The sequence below is a fragment of the Bradyrhizobium sp. CCBAU 51765 genome, assembly GCF_015291725.1.
GTDB classification, from domain to species: domain Bacteria; phylum Pseudomonadota; class Alphaproteobacteria; order Rhizobiales; family Xanthobacteraceae; genus Bradyrhizobium; species Bradyrhizobium liaoningense.
On record NZ_CP030038.1, the window covers coordinates 8116975 to 8135579 of the forward strand.

Sequence of the window (18605 nt, forward strand, 5' to 3'; positions counted from 1 at the left end):
CTTACACTCCGTCCGGCAGTGGCGCCCGGACGTCGACGAACTTACTCGCACGCAGCTCCTGCCAGAACTCGGCCGGCACCGCTTTCTCCGACATTGCGATGTTATCGGCCACTTCCGCGGCATTGCGCGCGCCCATCACGGCGACCGTCACCGCCGGATGCGCCATGCAGAACTGGAGCGCGGCGGCTTTCAGCTCGGTGCCGTGCCTGCGGCAGAGCGCGTCGAGCTCGAGCGCGCGCGCGACGAGCGCCGGATCGGCGTCCTGATAGTTGAATTTCGCGCTCGTGTGGGGATCGGCCAGGATGCCGCTGTTGTAGATGCCGCCGAGCAGGATGCCGATATGCTTCGCCTGACAGACCGGAAACAGCACATCCAGCGCGCCCTGATCGAGCAGCGTGTAACGCCCGGCGAGGAGGAAGCAGTCGACCGGCACGGCCTCGGCGAAGCGCGCCAGCATCTCCGACTGGTTCATGCCGGCGCCGATCGCCTTGACCGTGCCGTCCTCGCGCAGGCGCTGCAGCGCGCGGAAGGCACCGCTGACGGCGTCGTCATAATGGTCGTCGGGATCATGCACGAGCAGGACGTCGACGCGGTCGAGCCCAAGGCGCGCCAGGCTCTCCTCGACCGATCGCATCACCCCGTCATGACTGAAATCGAACACCGGCCGCTCGCTCGGCGTGCCCTTGTAGTGCTCGTCCTCGGCGGCAACGCCATCCGGTGCGCGCAGCAGACGGCCGACCTTGGTCGAGATGACGTAGGAGTCGCGCGGCTGCTGCCGCAGGAATGCGCCCAACCGCCGCTCGGCAAGGCCAAAGCCATAGAGCGGCGCGGTGTCGAAGAAGCGGATGCCGGCCGACCAGGCGCGCGCGATCGTCGCCTCCGCATCGGCATCGCTGACGGGAGTGAACAGTCCGCCGAGCGGAGCGGAACCGAGACCGATTGAAGTAACGTCGAGGGAGCCGAGCCGCGAGCGTTTCATTCCCATTTGCCTTCCAGCAGTCTTCTTCCGACAATCCGGATCATCTCTCCCGCTTGCGCAAACCGCAAGCGGGAGAGGCATGTGGGAGCACGGGGCTGGGGCGCTCCTACTTCAACATCTGCGCGACGTTGTCCTTGGTGACGAGATCGAGGCCGGTATAGACGATCTCCGGCACTTTCTCGCCCTTCTTGATCGCGAACAGCGTGTCCATCGCCTTCTCGCCCATCTCGAACGGACGCTGACCGACCAGCGCATTGGCATAGCCGTCGCGCAGCAGCTCGAGCTGCATCTTCAGCGTATCGGCCACGACCAGCGTGAACTTGCCGGAATCGATCTCCTTCTTGTTCCTGGATGCGAAGGCCTTGAAACCCTCGGGAGCAAACATCGGCCAACCGCCGATGGGAACGATGGCGGCGAGGTCGGGCGTTGCGGTGCGCATGTCCGTCATCTGCTGGACCGCGAGCGCGGGATCGTCGTTGCAGAAGGTCGGGGAGCCCGCGACCTCGGTCCATTTCGAGCCCTTCAGCGCCTCGCGCACGCCATCGACGCGCTCGGCGAGGTTCTTGGCACCGGGACCACCCGAGACCATGGCGTATTTGCCGCCATCGGGCCGCATCTTCAGGAGTTGCTTGCCGAGAGCCAGGCCGAACTCCTTGTTGTTGGTGCCGATATAGGCGATGCGCTTGGAGCCCGGCGCATCGGCATCGAAGGTGATGACGGGGATGCCGGCCGCGGTTGCCGCCTCGATCGACTTGGTCATGGCCGCGACGTCGGCAACCGAGATCGCGAGGCCGTCGACCTTCTGGGTGATGAAGTCCTGGATGATCTGGGCTTGCGTCGCCGGCTCATGCTCCACCGGCCCCTTGTAGATGCACTCGATGTTGCCGAGCTCCTTGGCGCGCTTCAGGCAGCCATCGCGCGCGAAGTCGAAGAACGGATTGTTCATCGCCTTGGGCACGATGACGAAGCGGTAGTTCGCGGCAAACGCCGGCGTCGCCATCATCGCAACGGCGATGCCGGCAAGAAGAAGTTTCCTCATGGTCTCCTCCACCCTTGTGTTTGGTGCCCATCCTCTCGAAAGCGCCCGGGAAGCGGACAGGCGGCATTTTCGTTGCCTTCCCGAGATGACGTCACGTCAGGTCATCCGCGAGCGGATACGGTCGACCAGCACGGCCAGGATGATGATCACGCCCACCAGCGTCTGCTGCCAGTAGGAGCTGACCTGCGCCAGCACGAGCCCGTTGCGGATCACTTCCAGCAGCACGCAGCCGACGATGGCCCCGAGCGGGCCGCCAATGCCGCCGGCGAGGTTGGCGCCGCCGATCACGGCCGCCGCGATCACGTTGAGCTCGTAGGATGTCGCCATGTTGGCCGGCGCCGATCCGAGCCAACCGGAGATGATGATGCCCTGGAGCCCCGCGGCGAGCGCGCAGATCACGTAGACCTCGATCTTCACCCGCACCACCGGAATGCCGGTGAGCTCGGCCGCCTTCTCGTTGCCGCCGAGCGCGAAGACGTGGCGGCCGAACGAGGTGTGATGCAGCACCACGGCCATCGCCAGCGCCAGGATCACGAGATAAATGAAAGGCACGGGTACGCCGAGCACATCGCCCGATGTGGCTGCATAGAAATAATCGGCGTCCGGTCCGCCCGGAAAACTGCCACGACCGTTGGAGACGACGTAGCCGAGCCCGCGCACGATCGAGAGCATGCCGAGCGTGGTCACGAAAGGCGACAGCCCGAGCACGGCGATGCAGAAGCCGTTGACGAGCCCGACGACCAGCGCCACGCCGAGGCCGGCGACGATCGAGACCAGCAGGATCAGCCCGGGCACATTGGCGAGCACGGTCTTGCCGTCGGCCGCCATGTGCACGAACAGCGCGCCCGCGGGCGAGCCGGGTGCCGACAGCTCGGTCATCACCATCGACGTGATCATGGCGGAGAAGCACATCATCGAGCCGACCGAGAGGTCGATGCCGCCGGTGATGATCACGAAGGTGACGCCGAGCGTCGCAATGGCGATGAAGGAAAAATTCTTCGCCACGTTCTGCATGTTGCCTTCGGTGAAGAAATAGGGGCTGGCGAAATGCATGATCACCAGCAGCACGGCCAGCGCGAGCAGCACGTAGCCGGTCTGGGAGGCAAAGATACCGCGCTGCCACCATCTGATCTTGCCGACGTTGGAGAACGTGATCGGGGATTCCATGGGCATGGTCATCACGCCGCCTCCTTCGCACCGGTGATGAGAGCGGTGACTTCCTCTGGTGAGGTCTCGTGGATCGGCTTGTCGGCCCGCTTCTCGCCGCGGCGCATGACGATGACTCGGTCGCACACCGCGAACACGTCTGGCATGCGATGCGAGATCAGCATCACGGCGACCCCCTGCTCCTTCAGCCGGTGGATCAGGCCGAGCACCTGCTCGACCTGGCGAACAGAGATGGCGGCGGTCGGCTCGTCCATCATCACGAGCCTGGCGTTGGACAACCGCGTCCGGGCGATCGCGACCGCCTGGCGCTGGCCGCCCGACATCTGCTTGACGAGATCGTCGGGGCGCGTCTCCGAGCGTAGCTCGCCGAACAGCTCCAACGCGCGCGCCGCCATCGCCTTGTGATCGAGCAGGGCGATGGGTCCGAATTTGCGCTTCAGCTCGCGGCCGAGGAAGACGTTGGCTGCCGCCGTGAGATTGTCGGATAGTGCGAGGTCCTGATAGACCACCTCGATTCCGACAGCGCGGGCATCGACCGGGCGGTTGAAGTGGACCGTGCTGCCGGCAAAGCGGATCTCGCCGTGGGTGGGACGGAAATTGCCGGCGATGATCTTGACCAGCGTCGACTTGCCCGCGCCGTTGTCGCCCATCAGGCCGACCACTTCGCCGGGGAAGACCTGCATCTCGACATCGTGCAGCGCGCGGATCGCGCCGAACTCCTTGCCGATGCCGGTCAGCTCGAGGACCGGTGTTGCGTCGGTCTTTGCCATCAATGGTCCTCCTCAGACGTAGCGGTTGACGAGGGATTCCAGGTATTCCTGCCGGCCCGAGCGCGGCTGCGCGTCGAAGCCGGGACTCATGGCACGGTCGGCGAGATCGGCGAGCGAGCGCTGGCCGCCGAGAATGGCGCGCCCCTCGGGGCTGGCCCACCCGTCGTAACGCTTGGCAATCGGCTCGGTGAGGACGGCGGCATCGATCATGTCGGCGGCGGCGAGGAAGGCACGCGCGCAGGCATCCATCGAGCCGACATGGGCATGGATCAGATCGTCGGGGTCAATGGACTGGCGGCGGATCTTGGCGTCGAAATTGAGTCCGCCCGAGGTGAACCCGCCGCGGTTCAGGATCTCGTGGAACACCAGCGCGAGCTCGCCCACGTTCATCGCGAACTGGTCGGTGTCCCAGCCGAGCAGATCGTCGCCGCGGTTGATGTCGAGCGAGCCGAAGACACCGAGCGCCTCGGCGAGCGCGACCTCGTGATGGAAGGAGTGGCCGGCGAGGATGGCGTGGTTCTGCTCGATGTTGAGCTTGACGTCGTTCAGGAGATCGTAGCGCTCGAGGAAGCCGTAGCAGGTGGCGACGTCGAAATCATATTGATGCTTGGTCGGCTCCTTCGGCTTCGGCTCGATCAGGATCGGCCCCTTGAAACCGATCTTGTGCTTGTGCTCGACGACGAGCGAGAGAAAGCGGCCGAGCTGGTCGAGCTCGCGCTTGAGATCGGTGTTCAGCAGCGTCTCGTAGCCCTCGCGGCCGCCCCACAGCACGTAGTTCTCGCCGCGGAGCCGGTGCGTCACCTCCAGCGCGGCGCGGACCTGGCCCGCGGCATAAGTGAAGATATCAGGGTCCGGATTGGTCGCGGCGCCCGCCATATAGCGGCGGTGTGAGAACAGGTTTGCGGTGCCCCAGAGCAGGCGCACTTTTGCGGAAGCCATCTTCTGCTCGAACAGATCGGCGATCGCGTTGAGGTTGGCGACGGATTCCGCGAGCGTGGCGCCTTCCGGCGCCGCATCGACGTCGTGGAAGGTAAAGAACGGCACGTCGAGCAGGCGGAACAGCTCGAAGGCGACGTCAGCCTTGGCGCGTGCCATCGCCATCGCGTCGGTGCCGTGGTGCCAGGGCCGCAGGAACGTCTCACCGCCGAAGGGATCGCCGCCCGGCCAGCAGAAGGAATGCCAATAGCAGACTGCAAAGCGCAGATGATCCTCGAGCCTGCGGCCGTGCACGAGCCGGTCCTTGTCGTACCAACGGAAGGCGGGCGCGCTTGCGGCATCCTTGCCGGCAAAGGCGACGGGTGCGCTTGCATCGAAGAACTTTGCTGACGCGTTCACTTAACGGACTCCTTCAGTGCTGGATAAAGCGCGCGCCATCGCCGATAGGCCTCGTCATAGGCCGAAGCGACGGATGGACGGGGCGTGAAGGTCGCGAGCCGCCGCGGACGGGTGCAGACCTCCGCTGCGTCTTCGTCGGTCGCGGCAAGCCGGGCGAGCCGCGCGGCGCCGAGCGCTGCTCCGACCTCGCCTTCCTCGACGCGGTGAACGGGAATGCCGAGCACGTCGGCGCAGATCTGCGCCCAGAGCGCCGAGCGCGAGCCGCCGCCGACGAGATCGACCTCGGCAATCGGCCCACTCGCCGCGCTCAGCGCCGCCAGATTGTCGCGCGCGGCAAAGGCGACGCCCTCGAGCACGGCCTGGACGATCTGGCTCCGGCCGGTCGCACCGCGCAAGCCGACGAAAGCGCCGCTGGCAGCGGCATCGTTGTGCGGCGTGCGTTCGCCATCGAGATAGGGCAGGAATCTGATCGGGCTTGGTCCGTCGACGCGCTCGCCGAGCGGCGCCAGCAGCGCTGCAGCCGGCGTCTCCATCACGCCCGCGAGCCACGCAAGCGAGGCAGCCGCCGACAGCATTACGCCCATCTGGTGCCAGAGGCCGGGCAGCGCGTGACAGAAGGCATGCACGGCCGATGCCGGCGCCGGGGCAAAACGATCGGTGACGCGGAACAGGACACCCGACGTTCCCAGCGACAGGAAGGCGTCGCCCGGCGCGATGGCACCGAGGCCGATCGCGCTGGCGGCATTGTCGCCGGCACCGCCCGCGACCACGACTTCCTTCTGCATGCCCCAGCGCCGCGCGTAGTCCGGCGCGAGCACGGCGCTCACCTCACTGCCCTCGACCAGGCGTGGCATGTGGTGCAGATCGAGCCCGGTGGCATGCAGCAGCAGGGCCGACCAGCGACGCAGACCGACATCCAGCCACAGCGTGCCGGCCGCGTCCGACATGTCCTCGACCATCTCGCCGGTGAGGCGATAGCGGACATAGGCTTTCGGCAACAGCACCTTTGCCACGCGGTCGAAGATTTCGGGTTCATGCCGCGCGACCCATAGCAATTTCGGGGCGGTGAAGCCGGGCATCGCCAGATTGCCGGTGATCGTGTGCAGCGAGGGACAGCGCCGCTCCAGCGTGGCGCATTCGGCCTGCGAGCGACCGTCATTCCAGAGGATGGCCGGACGCAGCGGCCGGCCGTTCTCGCCGAGCAGCATCGCGCCATGCATCTGACCTGACAGCCCGATGCCACGAACCAGCGCAACCTCGCGCGGCTGGCGCGCGGCGAGATCGTCGATTGCGCCGATGGCCGCATCGACCCAGGCGTCGGGATCCTGCTCGGACCACAGCGGTGCGGGGTGCGACAGCGCAAGCTCGCGCATTCCCGTCGCGACGACCGCGCCGGCTTCGCTCACGAGCACCGCTTTCACACCGGACGTGCCGATGTCGATCCCGAGATACACGCTATCCTCCCTTTTGCCTGCTGTGGTTCGCGATCTTGCGTCGCTTTCCCCGCAACGGGCCGTTCCGAAATCCACCTGCCGCTAAGGCAGATTGTCCCGCATCACGATGTCGATCCGGATCTTCTCCTGTTCGCTCAAGATCGGCTCGCCGCGGGCGAGCGCCAGCAGCACGCGCACGGCCGCTCGCGCTTCATGTCCGGGGTTCTGCGAGATCGCAGCATCCATCATGCCCTGCAGCAGCAATCGGCGCGTCAGCGCCGTGACGTCGTGTCCGACGAACACCACCTGCTTGTCGCGGCCAGCCTCGCTCAGCGCTTTGGCGACGCCTTGCGTGCCGGCACCGACGTTATAAAGACCAACAATGTCGGCATGGCTGCCGAGCAGCCGGCCCAGCAACTGCTCCGAACGGTCGTCCTCGTCGCGTCCTTCCAGCACCGGCAGCACGCTGAGATCGGGAAATTCCGTCGCCATCACCTGGTTGAAGCCGAAGATGCGCTCGGCGTGATCGCGCAGGCCCTGCGAGCCCGCGACGATCGCGACCTTGCCGGACCTTTGGCCGACCAGCCGCCCGACCAGCGCGCCCGCCGTGCGGCCCGCGGCGATGTTGTCGATGCCGACATAATGGTGGCGGCGCGAGGACGGCACGTCCGAGACCAGCGTGACGACCTTGGTGCCGGCGTCGACGAGATCGTTGATGGCGGCGCGCACGCCGGGATGATCCAGCGCCACCACGGCAACCCCGTCGCAATCGCCCGACAATGCCTCCAGCGAGGCCGCAAGCGCGGAGGGGTCGAACACGTCGGTTGCGACCGTCTCGACGCTGAGGCGGCGGGCCGCCAGCCAAACTGCCATCTCGCCGAGATAGGCCTCGATCTGCTGCATGAACGGGTTTGGCCCCGACGGCATCACGAAGGCGAATCGGCGGGCGCGGCCGCGGGCGAGCTCGGCGGCGGCCACATGCGGCTGGAACGAATTGCGCTCGATCGCCGCCTTGACGCGCTGCACCGTGTCCGGCCGCACGCCCGGGCGATTGTGCAGGACGCGGTCCACCGTCGCGAGGCTGACGCCGGCCTCGCGGGCGATGTCCTTCAGCGTCAGGGCGGTCGGGGTGAGCGTCTCGGCCATGGCTGAAGGCTAGCAGAGGTGTTTTGAGGTGCGCAACTCATTTTGAGGCGACCTCGCTGATTTGCGTGCATTGCGAGGGGACGCGCTCCTGAGCTACCGACGCGCCGGCGCCGACAGATCGAGCGTCAGGAACAGGCTGTTGGGGTCCTCGACATAGCCCTCGAACGGGCCGCAGGCGACGAACCCCTGCGCCTGGTAGAGTGCGTGCGCCGGCTTGAAATAGTCCCACGAGCCGGTCTCGAGGCTGAGCCGCCTCATGCCGCGCGCACGGGCTTCCGCGATGATGTGGCGCAGCATCTGGCCGCCATAGCCGCGCCGGCGCGCGGTCTGAAGCGTGTGCATCGACTTGACCTCGCCGTGTTCAGGCGAAAGCGTCTTCAACGCGCCGGTCGCGACCAGCGTCTCGCCGTCCCAGCCGGTCCAGAACGCGAGGTCGCGTGCACGCAGGCCCGCGAGATCGAGCGCATGGGCGCTGCCCGGGGCCGTCTGCGCCCGCGCGGCCGTGACGTGATGATCGAGCAGCGCGACGACGCGCGGATCATGGGTGTCGCCGGTACGGATCTGCATGGTGCCCGTCTCCACGTCCTGCCCTCACATCTTGCCGTAGGACGCGCCGCGCCTGACGATGATGACATAGCGCGCGTCCTGCTTGGTTTCGTTCTCGAAGATCACGGCGCGCATCACGTCGAAATCCAGACAATCGCCCTCGCGCAGCCGCACCGCCTTGGCATCGATATGCACGGCGATCGCGCCCTCCAGCATCAGGAGCTGCTGGGTGAAGGCGTTGCGGCCCCAGGGGCTGTACGGCACCCGCGCGCCGGCCGGCAGGTCGACGACGATGATCTCGATCCCGCTCGCCGCATCCGGCGGCGAGGCGTGCCGGCGGCGATAGCCGCTCTCGGGATCGCGCCAATGCGCCTGGTCCGCAAGCCGCACTAGGCGCTCCGGCGGCTTCTCGGTGAGCGCGACGACATCGCTGAGCGTGACGTCGAGCGCCGCGCAGAGCTTGTTGAGCAGCGCCGCCGTCGCACTGCTCTGCGCCCGCTCCACCCGCCCGATCATGGCCCGGCTGACGCCGGAGCGGCCTGCAAGCTCGTTCAACGTCATACCCGCCTGCGCCCGCAGCGTCTTCAGGCGCCGGCCGATGGCGCGGTCGAGTTTCTGCTGGTCCATGGTTGTCATCCGAACATCGCCCGACACGAGGACCGCATCCATCGGGGAGAGAGTAGCCTAGACTAGCGCGCACTGAGGCAAACGCCGGGAGCGGAAGTCCAATATATTAGAATCTTTGCTGAGCGCGTAGGGCCGATTAGGATGGGCCCAACCACAATAACCAATTGGAGGCGACGATATGGGCGAGCCGACGCAGCGGACGATCAAGGCCAACGGCATCAGCCTCAATGTCGCCGAGCAGGGTGAGGGGCCAATGGTTCTGCTCTGCCACGGCTTTCCAGAAGGCTGGTACTCCTGGCGGCATCAGCTCGAGGCGTTGGCTGCGGCCGGCTACCACGCGGTTGCGCCCGACATGCGTGGATACGGAAAGAGCGACCGGCCCGAAGCAATCGATCAATACACGATCCTCCACATGGTCGGCGACCTCGTCGGCGTGCTCGACGCGTTCGAGGCGAAGGAGGCCGTCATCGTCGGCCATGACTGGGGCGCGACGATCGCTTGGCAGACGGCGCGCCTGCGGCCCGATCGCTTCCGCGCCGCCGCTATCCTCAGCGTGCCCTATCGACCGCGCAGTCCGGTGCGGCCGACGAGCGTCATGCCGCAGACGGCGGATGCGCAGTTCTATCAGCTGTACTTCCAGGAGCCGGGTATCGCCGAAGCGGAGTTCGAACGAGATCCTCGCGCAACGCTCCGTGCCATGCTCTTTGGCGGTTCCGGCGAAGGAGCCGCGGCGATCCGCGCCAATGCCGAACGTCAGGGACGGACCGTTGGCGTCGGCATGGTTTCGCGCAAGGACGGAATGTTGCCGAAGATGCAGGTCCCGCTGCCGTCGTGGCTGAGCGCCGCCGATCTCGACTATTATGGCGCCGAATTTGCGCGCAGCGGGTTTCGCGGGCCACTCAATTACTATCGCAACATCGATCGCAATTGGGAATTGACGGGGGCCTTCGAGGGCGTGAAGGTGGTGGTACCCTCGCTTTTCATGGCAGGCGACCACGACATGGTCATCGCCTTCCCCGGTGCGGCCGATCATCTCGCCAACATGAAACAATGGGTGCCGCATCTCCGCGAGATCACAATGCTGCCCGGCTGCGGACATTGGACGCAGCAGGAGCGGCCGGCGGAGGTGAACGCGGCGATCGTGAAGTTTCTGCGAAGCTTACCGGGCTAAAGTATTGGAGCGGGCGAAGGGAATCGAACCCTCGTATGCAGCTTGGGAAGCTGCCGTTCTACCATTGAACTACGCCCGCTATGCGCGCTTCGCGCCCCTCCTGATTAGCCGAGACGGCGCCTGCCGCCAAGCGGTTTGGCGCGCCCGGCCCGACGGTTGTTAACGTCCTGATAAGATTCCAAGTGCGCCGGATTGTGGCGGTGTTATGATCGCAAGTCTGGGGCGAAACGTGCACTGAGTGGGGCGTGTGCATGGCGGGGCGTGCTTACGCGATATTCGACACGGCGCTGGGGCGCTGTGGCATCATCTGGAGCGGCACCGGCGTGGTCGCCGTGCAATTGCCGGAGGCGCGGGAGATCGACACCCGCCGCCGGATCTTCCAGGTCCATCCCGAGGCGCGGGAGCAGCTTCCGTCCGAGAACGCCGAGTTTGCGATCGAGGGGATCGTGGGTCTGCTGCAAGGCGGCGAGCCGGATTTCTCCGACGTCAGCCTGGACGCCGGCGGGGTGCCCGGCTTCAACCGGCGGGTCTACGAGCACACCTGCACGATCCCGCGCGGCGAAACGCGCACCTACCATGAAATCGCCAAGGCACTGGGCGCGTCCGGCGCCGTGCACTCGGTGGCGCAGGCGCTCGCCAAAAATCCCTACATGCTGATCGTGCCCTGCCACCGGGTGCTGGAGGCCGGCAATTACACCGACCGGCTTTCGCCCTATGCCGGCATGGTCTCCAGGCGGCGGCTGCTGGCGCTCGAAGGTGCCCATCCCGTCGCCAGCAAGACGCTGTTCGAGGTGCTGCTGCCCGTTGCTCCGCCCCGCGCGCCTACCTAGATAGGCCGGATGGATGCGACCACGCTGCTGACGACGCCATCGATGACGGTCTCCGAATTTCGCTGCGATGCGGGACCGGACGATACGCCGTTTCCCGAATGCCGCACCGGCCATTCCATCGCTTATGTCCGCGCAGGGAGCTTCGGCTGCCATTGCCGCGCCGGTTTCTTCGAGTTGGTGGCAGGCTCGATGCTGGTCGGCGCCCCCGGCGAGGAATACACCTGCACGCATGAGCACGTGTCCGGCGACATCTGCCTGTCGTTCTTTCTCAGCGAGGACCTGGTCGAGACTCTCGGCGGGCGGCGTGAGGTCTGGCAGGTCGGCGCGACGCCGCCGCTGCCCGAGCTGATGGTGCTGGGCGAGCTCGCCCAGACGGCAGCAGATGGCAACAGCGACCTCGGACTTGACGAGATCGGCCAGATCCTCGCCGGTCGCTTCATTGACGTCGTCTCGGGCAAGGCGCGCAAGCCAGCCACCCCCACCGCGCGCGACCGCCGCCGCGCGGTCGAGGCCGCGCTGTGGATCGACGACAACTCGCATGCCGAGCTCGACCTCGAACAGGCCGCACGTCAGGCGGGCCTCAGCCCGTTCCATTTCCTCCGGCTGTTCTCGAGCGTGCTCGGCGTCACTCCGCATCAATATCTGGTGCGCTCGCGGCTGCGGCACGCCGCGCGGCTGCTCGCCGACGACGACATCGCGGTCACCGACATCGCCTATGACGTCGGCTTCGGCGATCTCTCCAATTTCGTCCGCACCTTCCACCGCGCTGCCGGCGTATCCCCGACCAAATTCCGCCAGGCCTCGAAGGGACAGCGCAAGATTCTCCAAGAGCAGCTTGCCCTCAACTGACTAGGGTCGTCTCCGGCGCGTGCCCCTCGGCACGCTTCTGCAATGGAGACGAACATGTACGACCACATCGGATTGCGTGTTGCCGACCTCGACGCAGCGACACGCTTCTACACCACAGTGCTGGCGCCGCTCGGCTATGTCCTGTGCTCGAGCGGCGACGGTTATGCCGGCTTCGGGCCGAAGGGCGAGCCGGCGCTGTGGCTGCACCTGAACAAGGGCCGGAAGGCCGACGGCGCCCATATCGCCTTCCGCGCCAAGGATCATGACGCCGTCAAGGCGTTCCATGCCGAAGGGCTGAAGAACGGCGGCCGCGACAATGGCGGCGCCGGGCCGCGCAAGGACTACAGCCCGACCTACTATGCGGCGTTCTTGATCGACCCCGACGGCAACAATGTCGAAGCGGTTTGTACGTGAGTTTGTTGCACCGTCATTCCGGCGCGGTCCGAAGGACCGAACCCGGAATCTCGAGATTCCGGGTTCGCGCTTCGCGCGCCCCGGAATGACTCCATCCGATGAGAAAGAATCATGGCTTCCATCTGCAACGACATTCCCCTCCCCGCCTCCGCACACGATGTCTGGGACGCGGTGCGCGATTTCGGCGCGCTGCACCAGCGGCTGGTGCCGGGCTTCGTCACCGCCTGCACGCTCGACGACGATGCGCGCATCGTCACCTTTGCCAATGGTTCGGTCGCGCGCGAGGTGCTGGTCGATTGCGACGATGCGCGACAGCGCCTCGTCTATGCGATCAGCAACGAGCGGCTGAAGCATTATAGCGCCTCCGTGCAGGTGATCGCCGAGAGCGACGTGCGCTGCCGGCTGGTCTGGATCATCGACGTGCTGCCGAACGATCTCGCGGCCTACATTCAAGGGCAAACGAAAGAAGCCGTCGACGCGATCCACAGGGCATTCCCGCCCGCGGCTGCATGATGTTCAACACAGAGCCGCACCCTCGCCAGCCGTAACCATGCCCAGGAGCATGCCATGAGAGGTGCGGACAAGGTGTTCTGGCAGCTAAAGCATGATCCGGAAAAGTGCGCAGCGGTTCTCCGAAAAATCATGCTTGAACAGCGACCTAAAGCACGATGACGACATTGACCCCAATCGCATCGCGCATCAGTCGGCAGTCGAAAGCGCCGGCCTGATCGCAGCTTTCGCCTTGCGCGGCCCCCAGCGTGTCAGCACCACGCTGGAGCACGACAGCACGCCGAGCACGACCATCGAGCTTGCGGCCAGCCAGAAGAAGCTCTGCGCGCTGGCGTCGTGCGTCGACAGCCACCAGCCGACAGCCGCGATATAGATCAGCCGCGCCGTCTGCGCGAGCACCGGGCCGATCACCTTGGCGGCGCCTTGCGAGGAGAAATACATCGTCGTTGCAAGGCCGAAGAAGGCGTAGAACGGCCCGACGGTCGAGAGATATTGATGGCTCGCCGCGCGCACGGCCACGCTGTCGGTGAACATGTTGACCCAGAGATCCGGGAAGATCGCAACGAGGCACGCAGGCGCGCCGACCGCCACGAAAGCGGCCGCACTGGCGATCCAGGTGATGCGCCGGGCACGTGCGATGCGGCCTGCGCCGATCGCCATCCCGACCATCGGCACACAGGCGATGCCGAATGAGAACGCGATCGAGGTCAGCAAAAACTCGAGCCGCGCGCCGATGCCGTAACCGGCGAGGATCGCGGTGCCGAACTTCGCCAGCATGTGGGTGAAGATCGAGATCGTCAGCACCCCTTGCAGCGGCGAGAAGCAGGCGATGGCGCCGACCTTGAGGATGTCGAAGAACATCGCCCATCGGATGCGCAAGCCGCGCAACCTCGGTACGATCCGCGCGCGACCGGAGAACAGGTACCAGCCCATGATGCAGATGTTCATGGAATAGGCGATCAGCGCGCCGGCCGCGACGCCGCGCATGCCTAACTGCGGCACCGGTCCGAGACCGAGACCCAGCGTGCCGCCGACCACGATCTGCCAGGCCGCGGAGTTGAGGATGAGAAACGACGGCAGCTTCATGTTGCCGGTGCCGCGCAGGACACCCGCCATGGTGTTGAGCAACCAGGGCAGCACGGCGCCGCCGAAAAACACCTGCGTGTAGGCGATCGCATGCGTCAGCACAGCGCCGCGGCCGCCAAGCATTTCGAGCACCCTCGGTCCGAAGATCAGCATGCCCAGCATGAAGACGAGCCCGAAGCTGATGCCGATCAGCATCGCATGCACGGCGAGCGTGCCGGCGCGTTCGCGATCACCGGCGCCGAGCGCACGCGCGATGGCCGAGGCCACCGCACCGCCCATGGCGCCGCCCGACATCGTCATGGTCAGGATCACGGTCGGAAACACCAGCGCCATCGCCGCCAGCGCCTCGACACCGAGCCGGCCGACATAAGAGGTCTCCGCGATCACCACGCAGATGCCGGCCGACAAGCCGATCACGTTCGGCCAGGCGAGAGAGAGCAGCGTGCGCAGAATCGGCCCGTCGGTCAGCGCGCTCTTGACGGAGCGCGGGGGCGGCGGCAACGGGCGCTCTTGCTCATCGACCGGGATCTCGGCGATGTCCGTCATGTCCTCTCCCGGGCAGGGGCGCCATTTGCGGCGCGGCAATGAACAGGTGTGCCAATCAATCTATTCGCGCACAGGGCGCGGCGGGACTTGTTAGCACGGTGCGCGCCGATTCCTCCTGCGTCGGGTGCAGGCGTGCCCTGCGGCAGCGCTCCCCATCGGCGAACTTACCCGATCGTCCAGACCAGCGGCGGACGGCCGGCGACTGCAGAGCGCATCTGCACGCCGATGTGCCGTCCGCACCCCGCGGCGAGCCCCTCGAACAATCCCGCCAGCACCTGCGCACAAGCGGGGTGATGGTCGGCGACGTCGTCCATCAGCTTCCAGCTCTGCTGGCGTATTTCGAACGTACCTTCTGATTGCGTGGTCTCGGCCGCATCATCCTGCGCGGCAAACAACGCGCTCAGGAACGATGCGAACTCTCTCGCTCCGCCGCGGGTCATCGCCAGCGACGGGGCAACCTCGTCGAAATATTGCATGCCGATCAGCTTGCCGGTGAGATGCAGGAGATAGCCGGCATCCTCCGGACCGAACAGCTGCACCATCACGGGCGCGGCGGTGCGGACATATTCCATGGCGTAGTTGCGATAGGCCTTTTCCAGACGCGGCTTCGGCCAGTTCGCGACCGGCAGCGCCGGCGCGGCCTTCGCATCGAACAATGGAGCTTCCAGATGACGAGCGAACACCAGGCGCTGGTCCGGCTCGAGCGGACGGTCGTACTGATGATAATAGCCTTCGAGCCCATCCTGGCCATCGACGCTCTGCTTGGTGCAGACGAAGCCGAGCCTGAGATCACCGAGCGCAACGCCGTTGTTGGCGTGCCAGCCACGCAGCATCGCGCTGGAGACCTCGCCCGGCACGCCGCAGATCGCGGAGCCTCTCCAGATCCAGCGCGGCGGCGGATAGCGAATCCAGGCCTTGCTGTCGCTCTCATACATGTACTCGACATGCACGCCGCCGATCCAGTTGGAGAGATAGTGATATTGCGCCGCCGCGACCGCGGGCGGCAGACCTTTAAGCCCGAGCTTCTCGAGCCCGGGCAGGAAACGTTCCTGCTGCTGGCGGCGGAACAGGCGGAAGACGAATTCCGCGGCATCCGCTGTCCCGCGCCGCGTCACCACGGTGAGGATGAGGCCGGTGAAATAAGCATGATAGAGGTCGGCGACCGCCCGCCAGCGTCTCCATTGCGCTTCCTGCGCGGCTTCTGTTTCGCTCCTCATGCTTGCTCCCGATGGATTTGTTGTGACGGACTGTGTCATTGCGCGAGAGGCGACGCAACCGAGCCAGGCGCGCGGCCGTCATGCCCGACCAGATCGGCGATCCAGAAAAGTTGCCGGATGAGCGACGCCATATCCGGATCCTCCCTCAGATCATCCCGGATATCGCTTCGCTCGTCTACGGCTTGGAGCAATCTCGATACGCTTTCATCGATTCGCTCAGCATGACGTTCAGGACCTTTCGTGTTAGCTTTCTTACTTGTCCCGAGAACAAAGGCTATCGGATGCGCGCTGTATCGCTGGCTGTTCTCCTGCTCCTGTCGCAGATCTTGCCGTTCCTTCCCGCATCGGCGGCGGACGAAGACAGCGCTGTCGGTCCACCGCCAGCGCTGGCGCCGGGGCAACCGCCGCCGCTGCCTCGGCAAGGGCCGCTCGCCGAGCCTCGCTCGCGGGATCAGGTCGGTTTTCCCGCGGCGCTCACAGCGTCAGTGATCCCGCCGGCAACGCCGCTTGCACCTGCGACGGTTGCGTTGGGACAGAAGCTGTTCTTCGACGCCCAGCTCTCGGGCGACGGCACCATCGCCTGTGCCACGTGCCACGATCCGGCACGCGCCTTCACCGACGGCAGGCCGGTGTCGATCGGCATCCATGGGCGCGCCGGCCAACGCAACGCCCCGACCGTGCTGAATGCGCTCTACAACAAGTCGCAGTTCTGGGACGGTCGCGTCGACACGCTGGAGCAGCAGGCGGCGCTGCCGATCACCAACGCTCTCGAGATGGGCTCGGCCAGCATCGGCGATGCCGTATCCAGGATCGCCGGCGACAAGGACTATCAGGCCCGGTTCATGCAGGCCTTCGGCCGCGGCGTCAACGAACAGGACATGTTGCGCGCCATTGCAGCCTATGAACGGACGCTCGCGTCCTTCGATTCGCCCTTCGATCATTTCATCGCTGGAGATGCGAATGCGATCAGCGATTCGGCCAAACGTGGTTGGGAATTGTTCAACAACAAGGCCCGTTGCAATCTTTGCCATGCGCTGACGGATAGAGAGCGCGATCCGACTGTCTTCACCGATCACGATTTTCACAACATCGGCATCGGCATCCTTCGGCATCGCGTCGGTGCGCTGGCGGAGCAGGCCGAGCGCGAGCTGGCGCAGGGACGCGCGCCGGATGTCGACAACGCGGCGATCGCGAACGAAATGTCGGTTCTGGGGCGTTTCCTGATCACCAAGCGGCCGGGCGACATTGCGTCCTTCAAGACGCCCGGCCTGCGAAATATCCTGGTGACCGCGCCCTACTTTCACGACGGATCGATGGAAACGCTGTGGGACGTCATGGATCACTACAACAAGGGCGACGGCGTCGCTGACGCGTGGCTCGATGAGGACATCCAGCCGCTGGCGCTGACGGAGCCCGAGATCGACGACGTGGTTGCGTTGATGGCGGCACTGACCAGTCCGCAATACAAGGACGCCGGCGACAAGGAATATGCGCGACAGCTCGCACTATCCAAGGTGAACCGTCCGCAGCGCGATACGGCACGCGCCTTTGGTCCGAAGCCGCCACGGCCGAAGCCGCCGCTTTGAGCCATGGTTCACGCGCAGCGCTTGCTGACACTTACACCCGAAAATGCTTGCTCAGCTTCAGGCCCTGCGCCTGGTAGTTGGAACCGATGCGCTGGCCGTACATCGCGTCGGGGCGGGCGAGCATCTTTTCATAGACGAGGCGGCCGACGATCTGGCCGTGCTCGAGGATGAACGGCACTTCGCGCGAGCGTACCTCAAGCACGGCGCGCGATCCTAGCCCGCCGGCACCGGCATAGCCGAAGCCGGGATCGAAGAATCCGGCATAGTGCACGCGGAACTCGCCCACCAAGGGATCGAACGGCACCATCTCCGCGGCGTAGTCGGGCGGCACCTGCACGGCTTCCTTGGAGGCGAGGATGTAGAACTCGCCGGGATCGAGGATGAGGCTGCCGTCGGGGCGGGCCGAGATCGGCTCCCAGAAGTCTTCGACCGCGTAGCCGGAGCGGCGATCGACATCGACGACACCGGTGTGCCGCTTGGCGCGATAGCCGACGAAGCCGCTCGCCTTCTCGCCGGAGAGGTCGACGGAGACGGCGACACCGCCGGAGAGGTCGGCATCGTCGATGTCGACGAGGCGCTCGGCGGCATGCAGCGCCTCGAGCTCGTCGGCATTGAGGATGGCATCACCGGTGCGGAAACGCACCTGCGACAGGCGCGAGCCTTCGCGCACCAGCACCGGAAAGGTCTTCGGGCTGATCTCGGCGTAAAGCGGGCCATGATAGCCGGCGCCGATCATGTCGAAGCGGCGGGTGCCGTCGGCGATCACGCGGGTGAAGACGTCGAGCCGGCCGGTCGAGCTCTTGGGGTTGGCTGCCGCGACGATTTCCGGCGGCAGCGCCAGGCTTTCCAGCAGCGGCACGATGTAGACGCAGTTGGTCTCCAGCACCGCGCCGTCGGCGAGGCTGAACTCGTGCAGCTTCAATTCATCGATGCGTTCGGCGACCGTGGCGCCGGGACCGGGCAGGAAGCTCGCGCGGACGCGATAGGCGATATCGCCGAGGCGCAGATCGAGGCTCGCCGGCTGGATCTGGCTTTCGACGAAGTCGTATTCGGGCAGGATGAGCCCCGCTTCCGCCATCGCCGCGATCATGCGGTCGGGCAGGATACCATTGGCGTCGGCGGCGACCGTGAACGTCAACCGGGGGTCCTCATCAGGGCTCTCTTGCATCCCGACATACGGGAAAAACAGCCTTTTACGGCTAACCGATGGACGCCTTGACGGAAAGGGCATTGCGGAATATGAGCATCACTTATCCCGTGGTGATTTGAGCCGGCCGGCTTGCAGCCACGTTAAATAAGTCGCTAAACAGGCCGGGGACCTCTGTGATCCCGGCCAGTGGAGATATCCAGGCCG

The 18605-nt window shown here is 65.8% G+C and carries 18 protein-coding genes, 1 tRNA gene and 1 riboswitch; of the genes, 6 read left to right on the top strand and 13 right to left on the bottom strand.

Annotated features, from left to right (window positions below):
- Position 1: 1 nt before the first annotated feature.
- The 9 genes from XH96_RS37665 to XH96_RS37705 all read right to left on the bottom strand — a co-directional run bounded on the left by XH96_RS37665 (position 2) and on the right by XH96_RS37705 (position 9042).
- On the bottom strand, positions 2–979 hold the full coding sequence (locus tag XH96_RS37665) for an aldo/keto reductase (RefSeq protein WP_194394409.1): 978 nt from the start codon (positions 977–979) through the stop codon (positions 2–4).
- Positions 980–1085: 106 nt separating this feature from the next.
- Positions 1086–2018 (bottom strand): sugar-binding protein, encoded by a 933-nt coding sequence (locus XH96_RS37670; protein ID WP_194390296.1) that lies wholly within the window; start codon positions 2016–2018, stop codon positions 1086–1088.
- A 96-nt stretch (positions 2019–2114) separates the two neighbouring features.
- A complete protein-coding gene (locus XH96_RS37675) occupies positions 2115–3197 on the bottom strand; it encodes an ABC transporter permease (RefSeq protein ID WP_194390297.1) in 1083 nt (360 codons plus the stop codon).
- A complete protein-coding gene (locus XH96_RS37680) occupies positions 3197–3955 on the bottom strand; it encodes an ATP-binding cassette domain-containing protein (protein ID WP_131871857.1) in 759 nt (252 codons plus the stop codon). Before XH96_RS37680 ends, XH96_RS37675 begins: the two co-directional genes overlap by 1 nt.
- 12 nt (positions 3956–3967) lie before the next feature.
- Positions 3968–5290, bottom strand: coding sequence for a xylose isomerase (xylA, locus tag XH96_RS37685; protein ID WP_194390298.1), 1323 nt, complete (start codon positions 5288–5290; stop codon positions 3968–3970).
- The gene (gene xylB / locus XH96_RS37690; RefSeq protein WP_194390299.1) at positions 5287–6744 is read right to left on the bottom strand and encodes a xylulokinase; all 1458 of its coding nucleotides are present in this window, start codon (positions 6742–6744) and stop codon (positions 5287–5289) included. The genes xylA and xylB overlap by 4 nt, the downstream gene beginning before the upstream one ends.
- Before the next feature lie 81 nt (positions 6745–6825).
- Positions 6826–7869 carry a LacI family DNA-binding transcriptional regulator gene (locus XH96_RS37695; RefSeq protein WP_194390300.1) on the bottom strand — a complete coding sequence of 348 codons (1044 nt, stop codon included), beginning with the start codon at positions 7867–7869 and terminating at the stop codon, positions 6826–6828.
- Between the two features lie 93 nt (positions 7870–7962).
- A complete protein-coding gene (locus XH96_RS37700) occupies positions 7963–8436 on the bottom strand; it encodes a GNAT family N-acetyltransferase (RefSeq protein ID WP_194390301.1) in 474 nt (157 codons plus the stop codon).
- Positions 8437–8460: 24 nt separating this feature from the next.
- Positions 8461–9042 (bottom strand): helix-turn-helix domain-containing protein, encoded by a 582-nt coding sequence (locus XH96_RS37705; RefSeq protein WP_194390302.1) that lies wholly within the window; start codon positions 9040–9042, stop codon positions 8461–8463.
- A 178-nt stretch (positions 9043–9220) separates the two neighbouring features.
- Between XH96_RS37705 and XH96_RS37710 the strand changes: the two genes are divergently transcribed.
- Positions 9221–10213 (top strand): alpha/beta fold hydrolase, encoded by a 993-nt coding sequence (locus XH96_RS37710; RefSeq protein ID WP_194390303.1) that lies wholly within the window; start codon positions 9221–9223, stop codon positions 10211–10213.
- Between the two features lie 5 nt (positions 10214–10218).
- Here the strand turns inward: XH96_RS37710 and XH96_RS37715 are convergent.
- Positions 10219–10292: transfer RNA gene (locus XH96_RS37715), tRNA-Gly, on the bottom strand.
- A gap of 172 nt (positions 10293–10464) precedes the next feature.
- Between XH96_RS37715 and XH96_RS37720 the strand changes: the two genes are divergently transcribed.
- The 4 genes from XH96_RS37720 to XH96_RS37735 all read left to right on the top strand — a co-directional run bounded on the left by XH96_RS37720 (position 10465) and on the right by XH96_RS37735 (position 12819).
- Positions 10465–11043 carry a methylated-DNA--[protein]-cysteine S-methyltransferase gene (locus tag XH96_RS37720; RefSeq protein ID WP_194390304.1) on the top strand — a complete coding sequence of 193 codons (579 nt, stop codon included), beginning with the start codon at positions 10465–10467 and terminating at the stop codon, positions 11041–11043.
- Positions 11044–11052: 9 nt separating this feature from the next.
- A complete protein-coding gene (locus XH96_RS37725; protein ID WP_194390305.1) occupies positions 11053–11892 on the top strand; it encodes a helix-turn-helix transcriptional regulator in 840 nt (279 codons plus the stop codon).
- A gap of 54 nt (positions 11893–11946) precedes the next feature.
- Complete coding sequence (locus tag XH96_RS37730) at positions 11947–12306, top strand: VOC family protein (RefSeq protein WP_194390306.1); 360 nt, start codon at positions 11947–11949, stop codon at positions 12304–12306.
- Positions 12307–12417: 111 nt separating this feature from the next.
- Positions 12418–12819 carry an SRPBCC family protein gene (locus XH96_RS37735; RefSeq protein WP_194390307.1) on the top strand — a complete coding sequence of 134 codons (402 nt, stop codon included), beginning with the start codon at positions 12418–12420 and terminating at the stop codon, positions 12817–12819.
- A 186-nt stretch (positions 12820–13005) separates the two neighbouring features.
- Here XH96_RS37735 and XH96_RS37740 read toward each other — a convergent pair whose 3' ends face one another.
- Together XH96_RS37740 and XH96_RS37745 are read right to left on the bottom strand one after the other, a co-directional pair.
- Entirely contained in the window at positions 13006–14448 is a 1443-nt protein-coding gene (locus XH96_RS37740; RefSeq protein WP_194390308.1) for an MATE family efflux transporter, read from the bottom strand.
- A gap of 164 nt (positions 14449–14612) precedes the next feature.
- Positions 14613–15665 (bottom strand): hypothetical protein, encoded by a 1053-nt coding sequence (locus tag XH96_RS37745; protein WP_194390309.1) that lies wholly within the window; start codon positions 15663–15665, stop codon positions 14613–14615.
- A 281-nt stretch (positions 15666–15946) separates the two neighbouring features.
- Between XH96_RS37745 and XH96_RS37750 the strand changes: the two genes are divergently transcribed.
- Positions 15947–17251, top strand: coding sequence for a cytochrome-c peroxidase (locus XH96_RS37750; protein WP_194390310.1), 1305 nt, complete (start codon positions 15947–15949; stop codon positions 17249–17251).
- 31 nt (positions 17252–17282) lie between these two features.
- Here the strand turns inward: XH96_RS37750 and XH96_RS37755 are convergent, their stop codons facing one another.
- Entirely contained in the window at positions 17283–18419 is a 1137-nt protein-coding gene (locus XH96_RS37755; RefSeq protein WP_371739925.1) for a 2'-deoxycytidine 5'-triphosphate deaminase, read from the bottom strand.
- A 79-nt stretch (positions 18420–18498) separates the two neighbouring features.
- Positions 18499–18578: riboswitch (SAM riboswitch) on the top strand.
- The last annotated feature ends 27 nt before the right edge of the window (positions 18579–18605 follow it).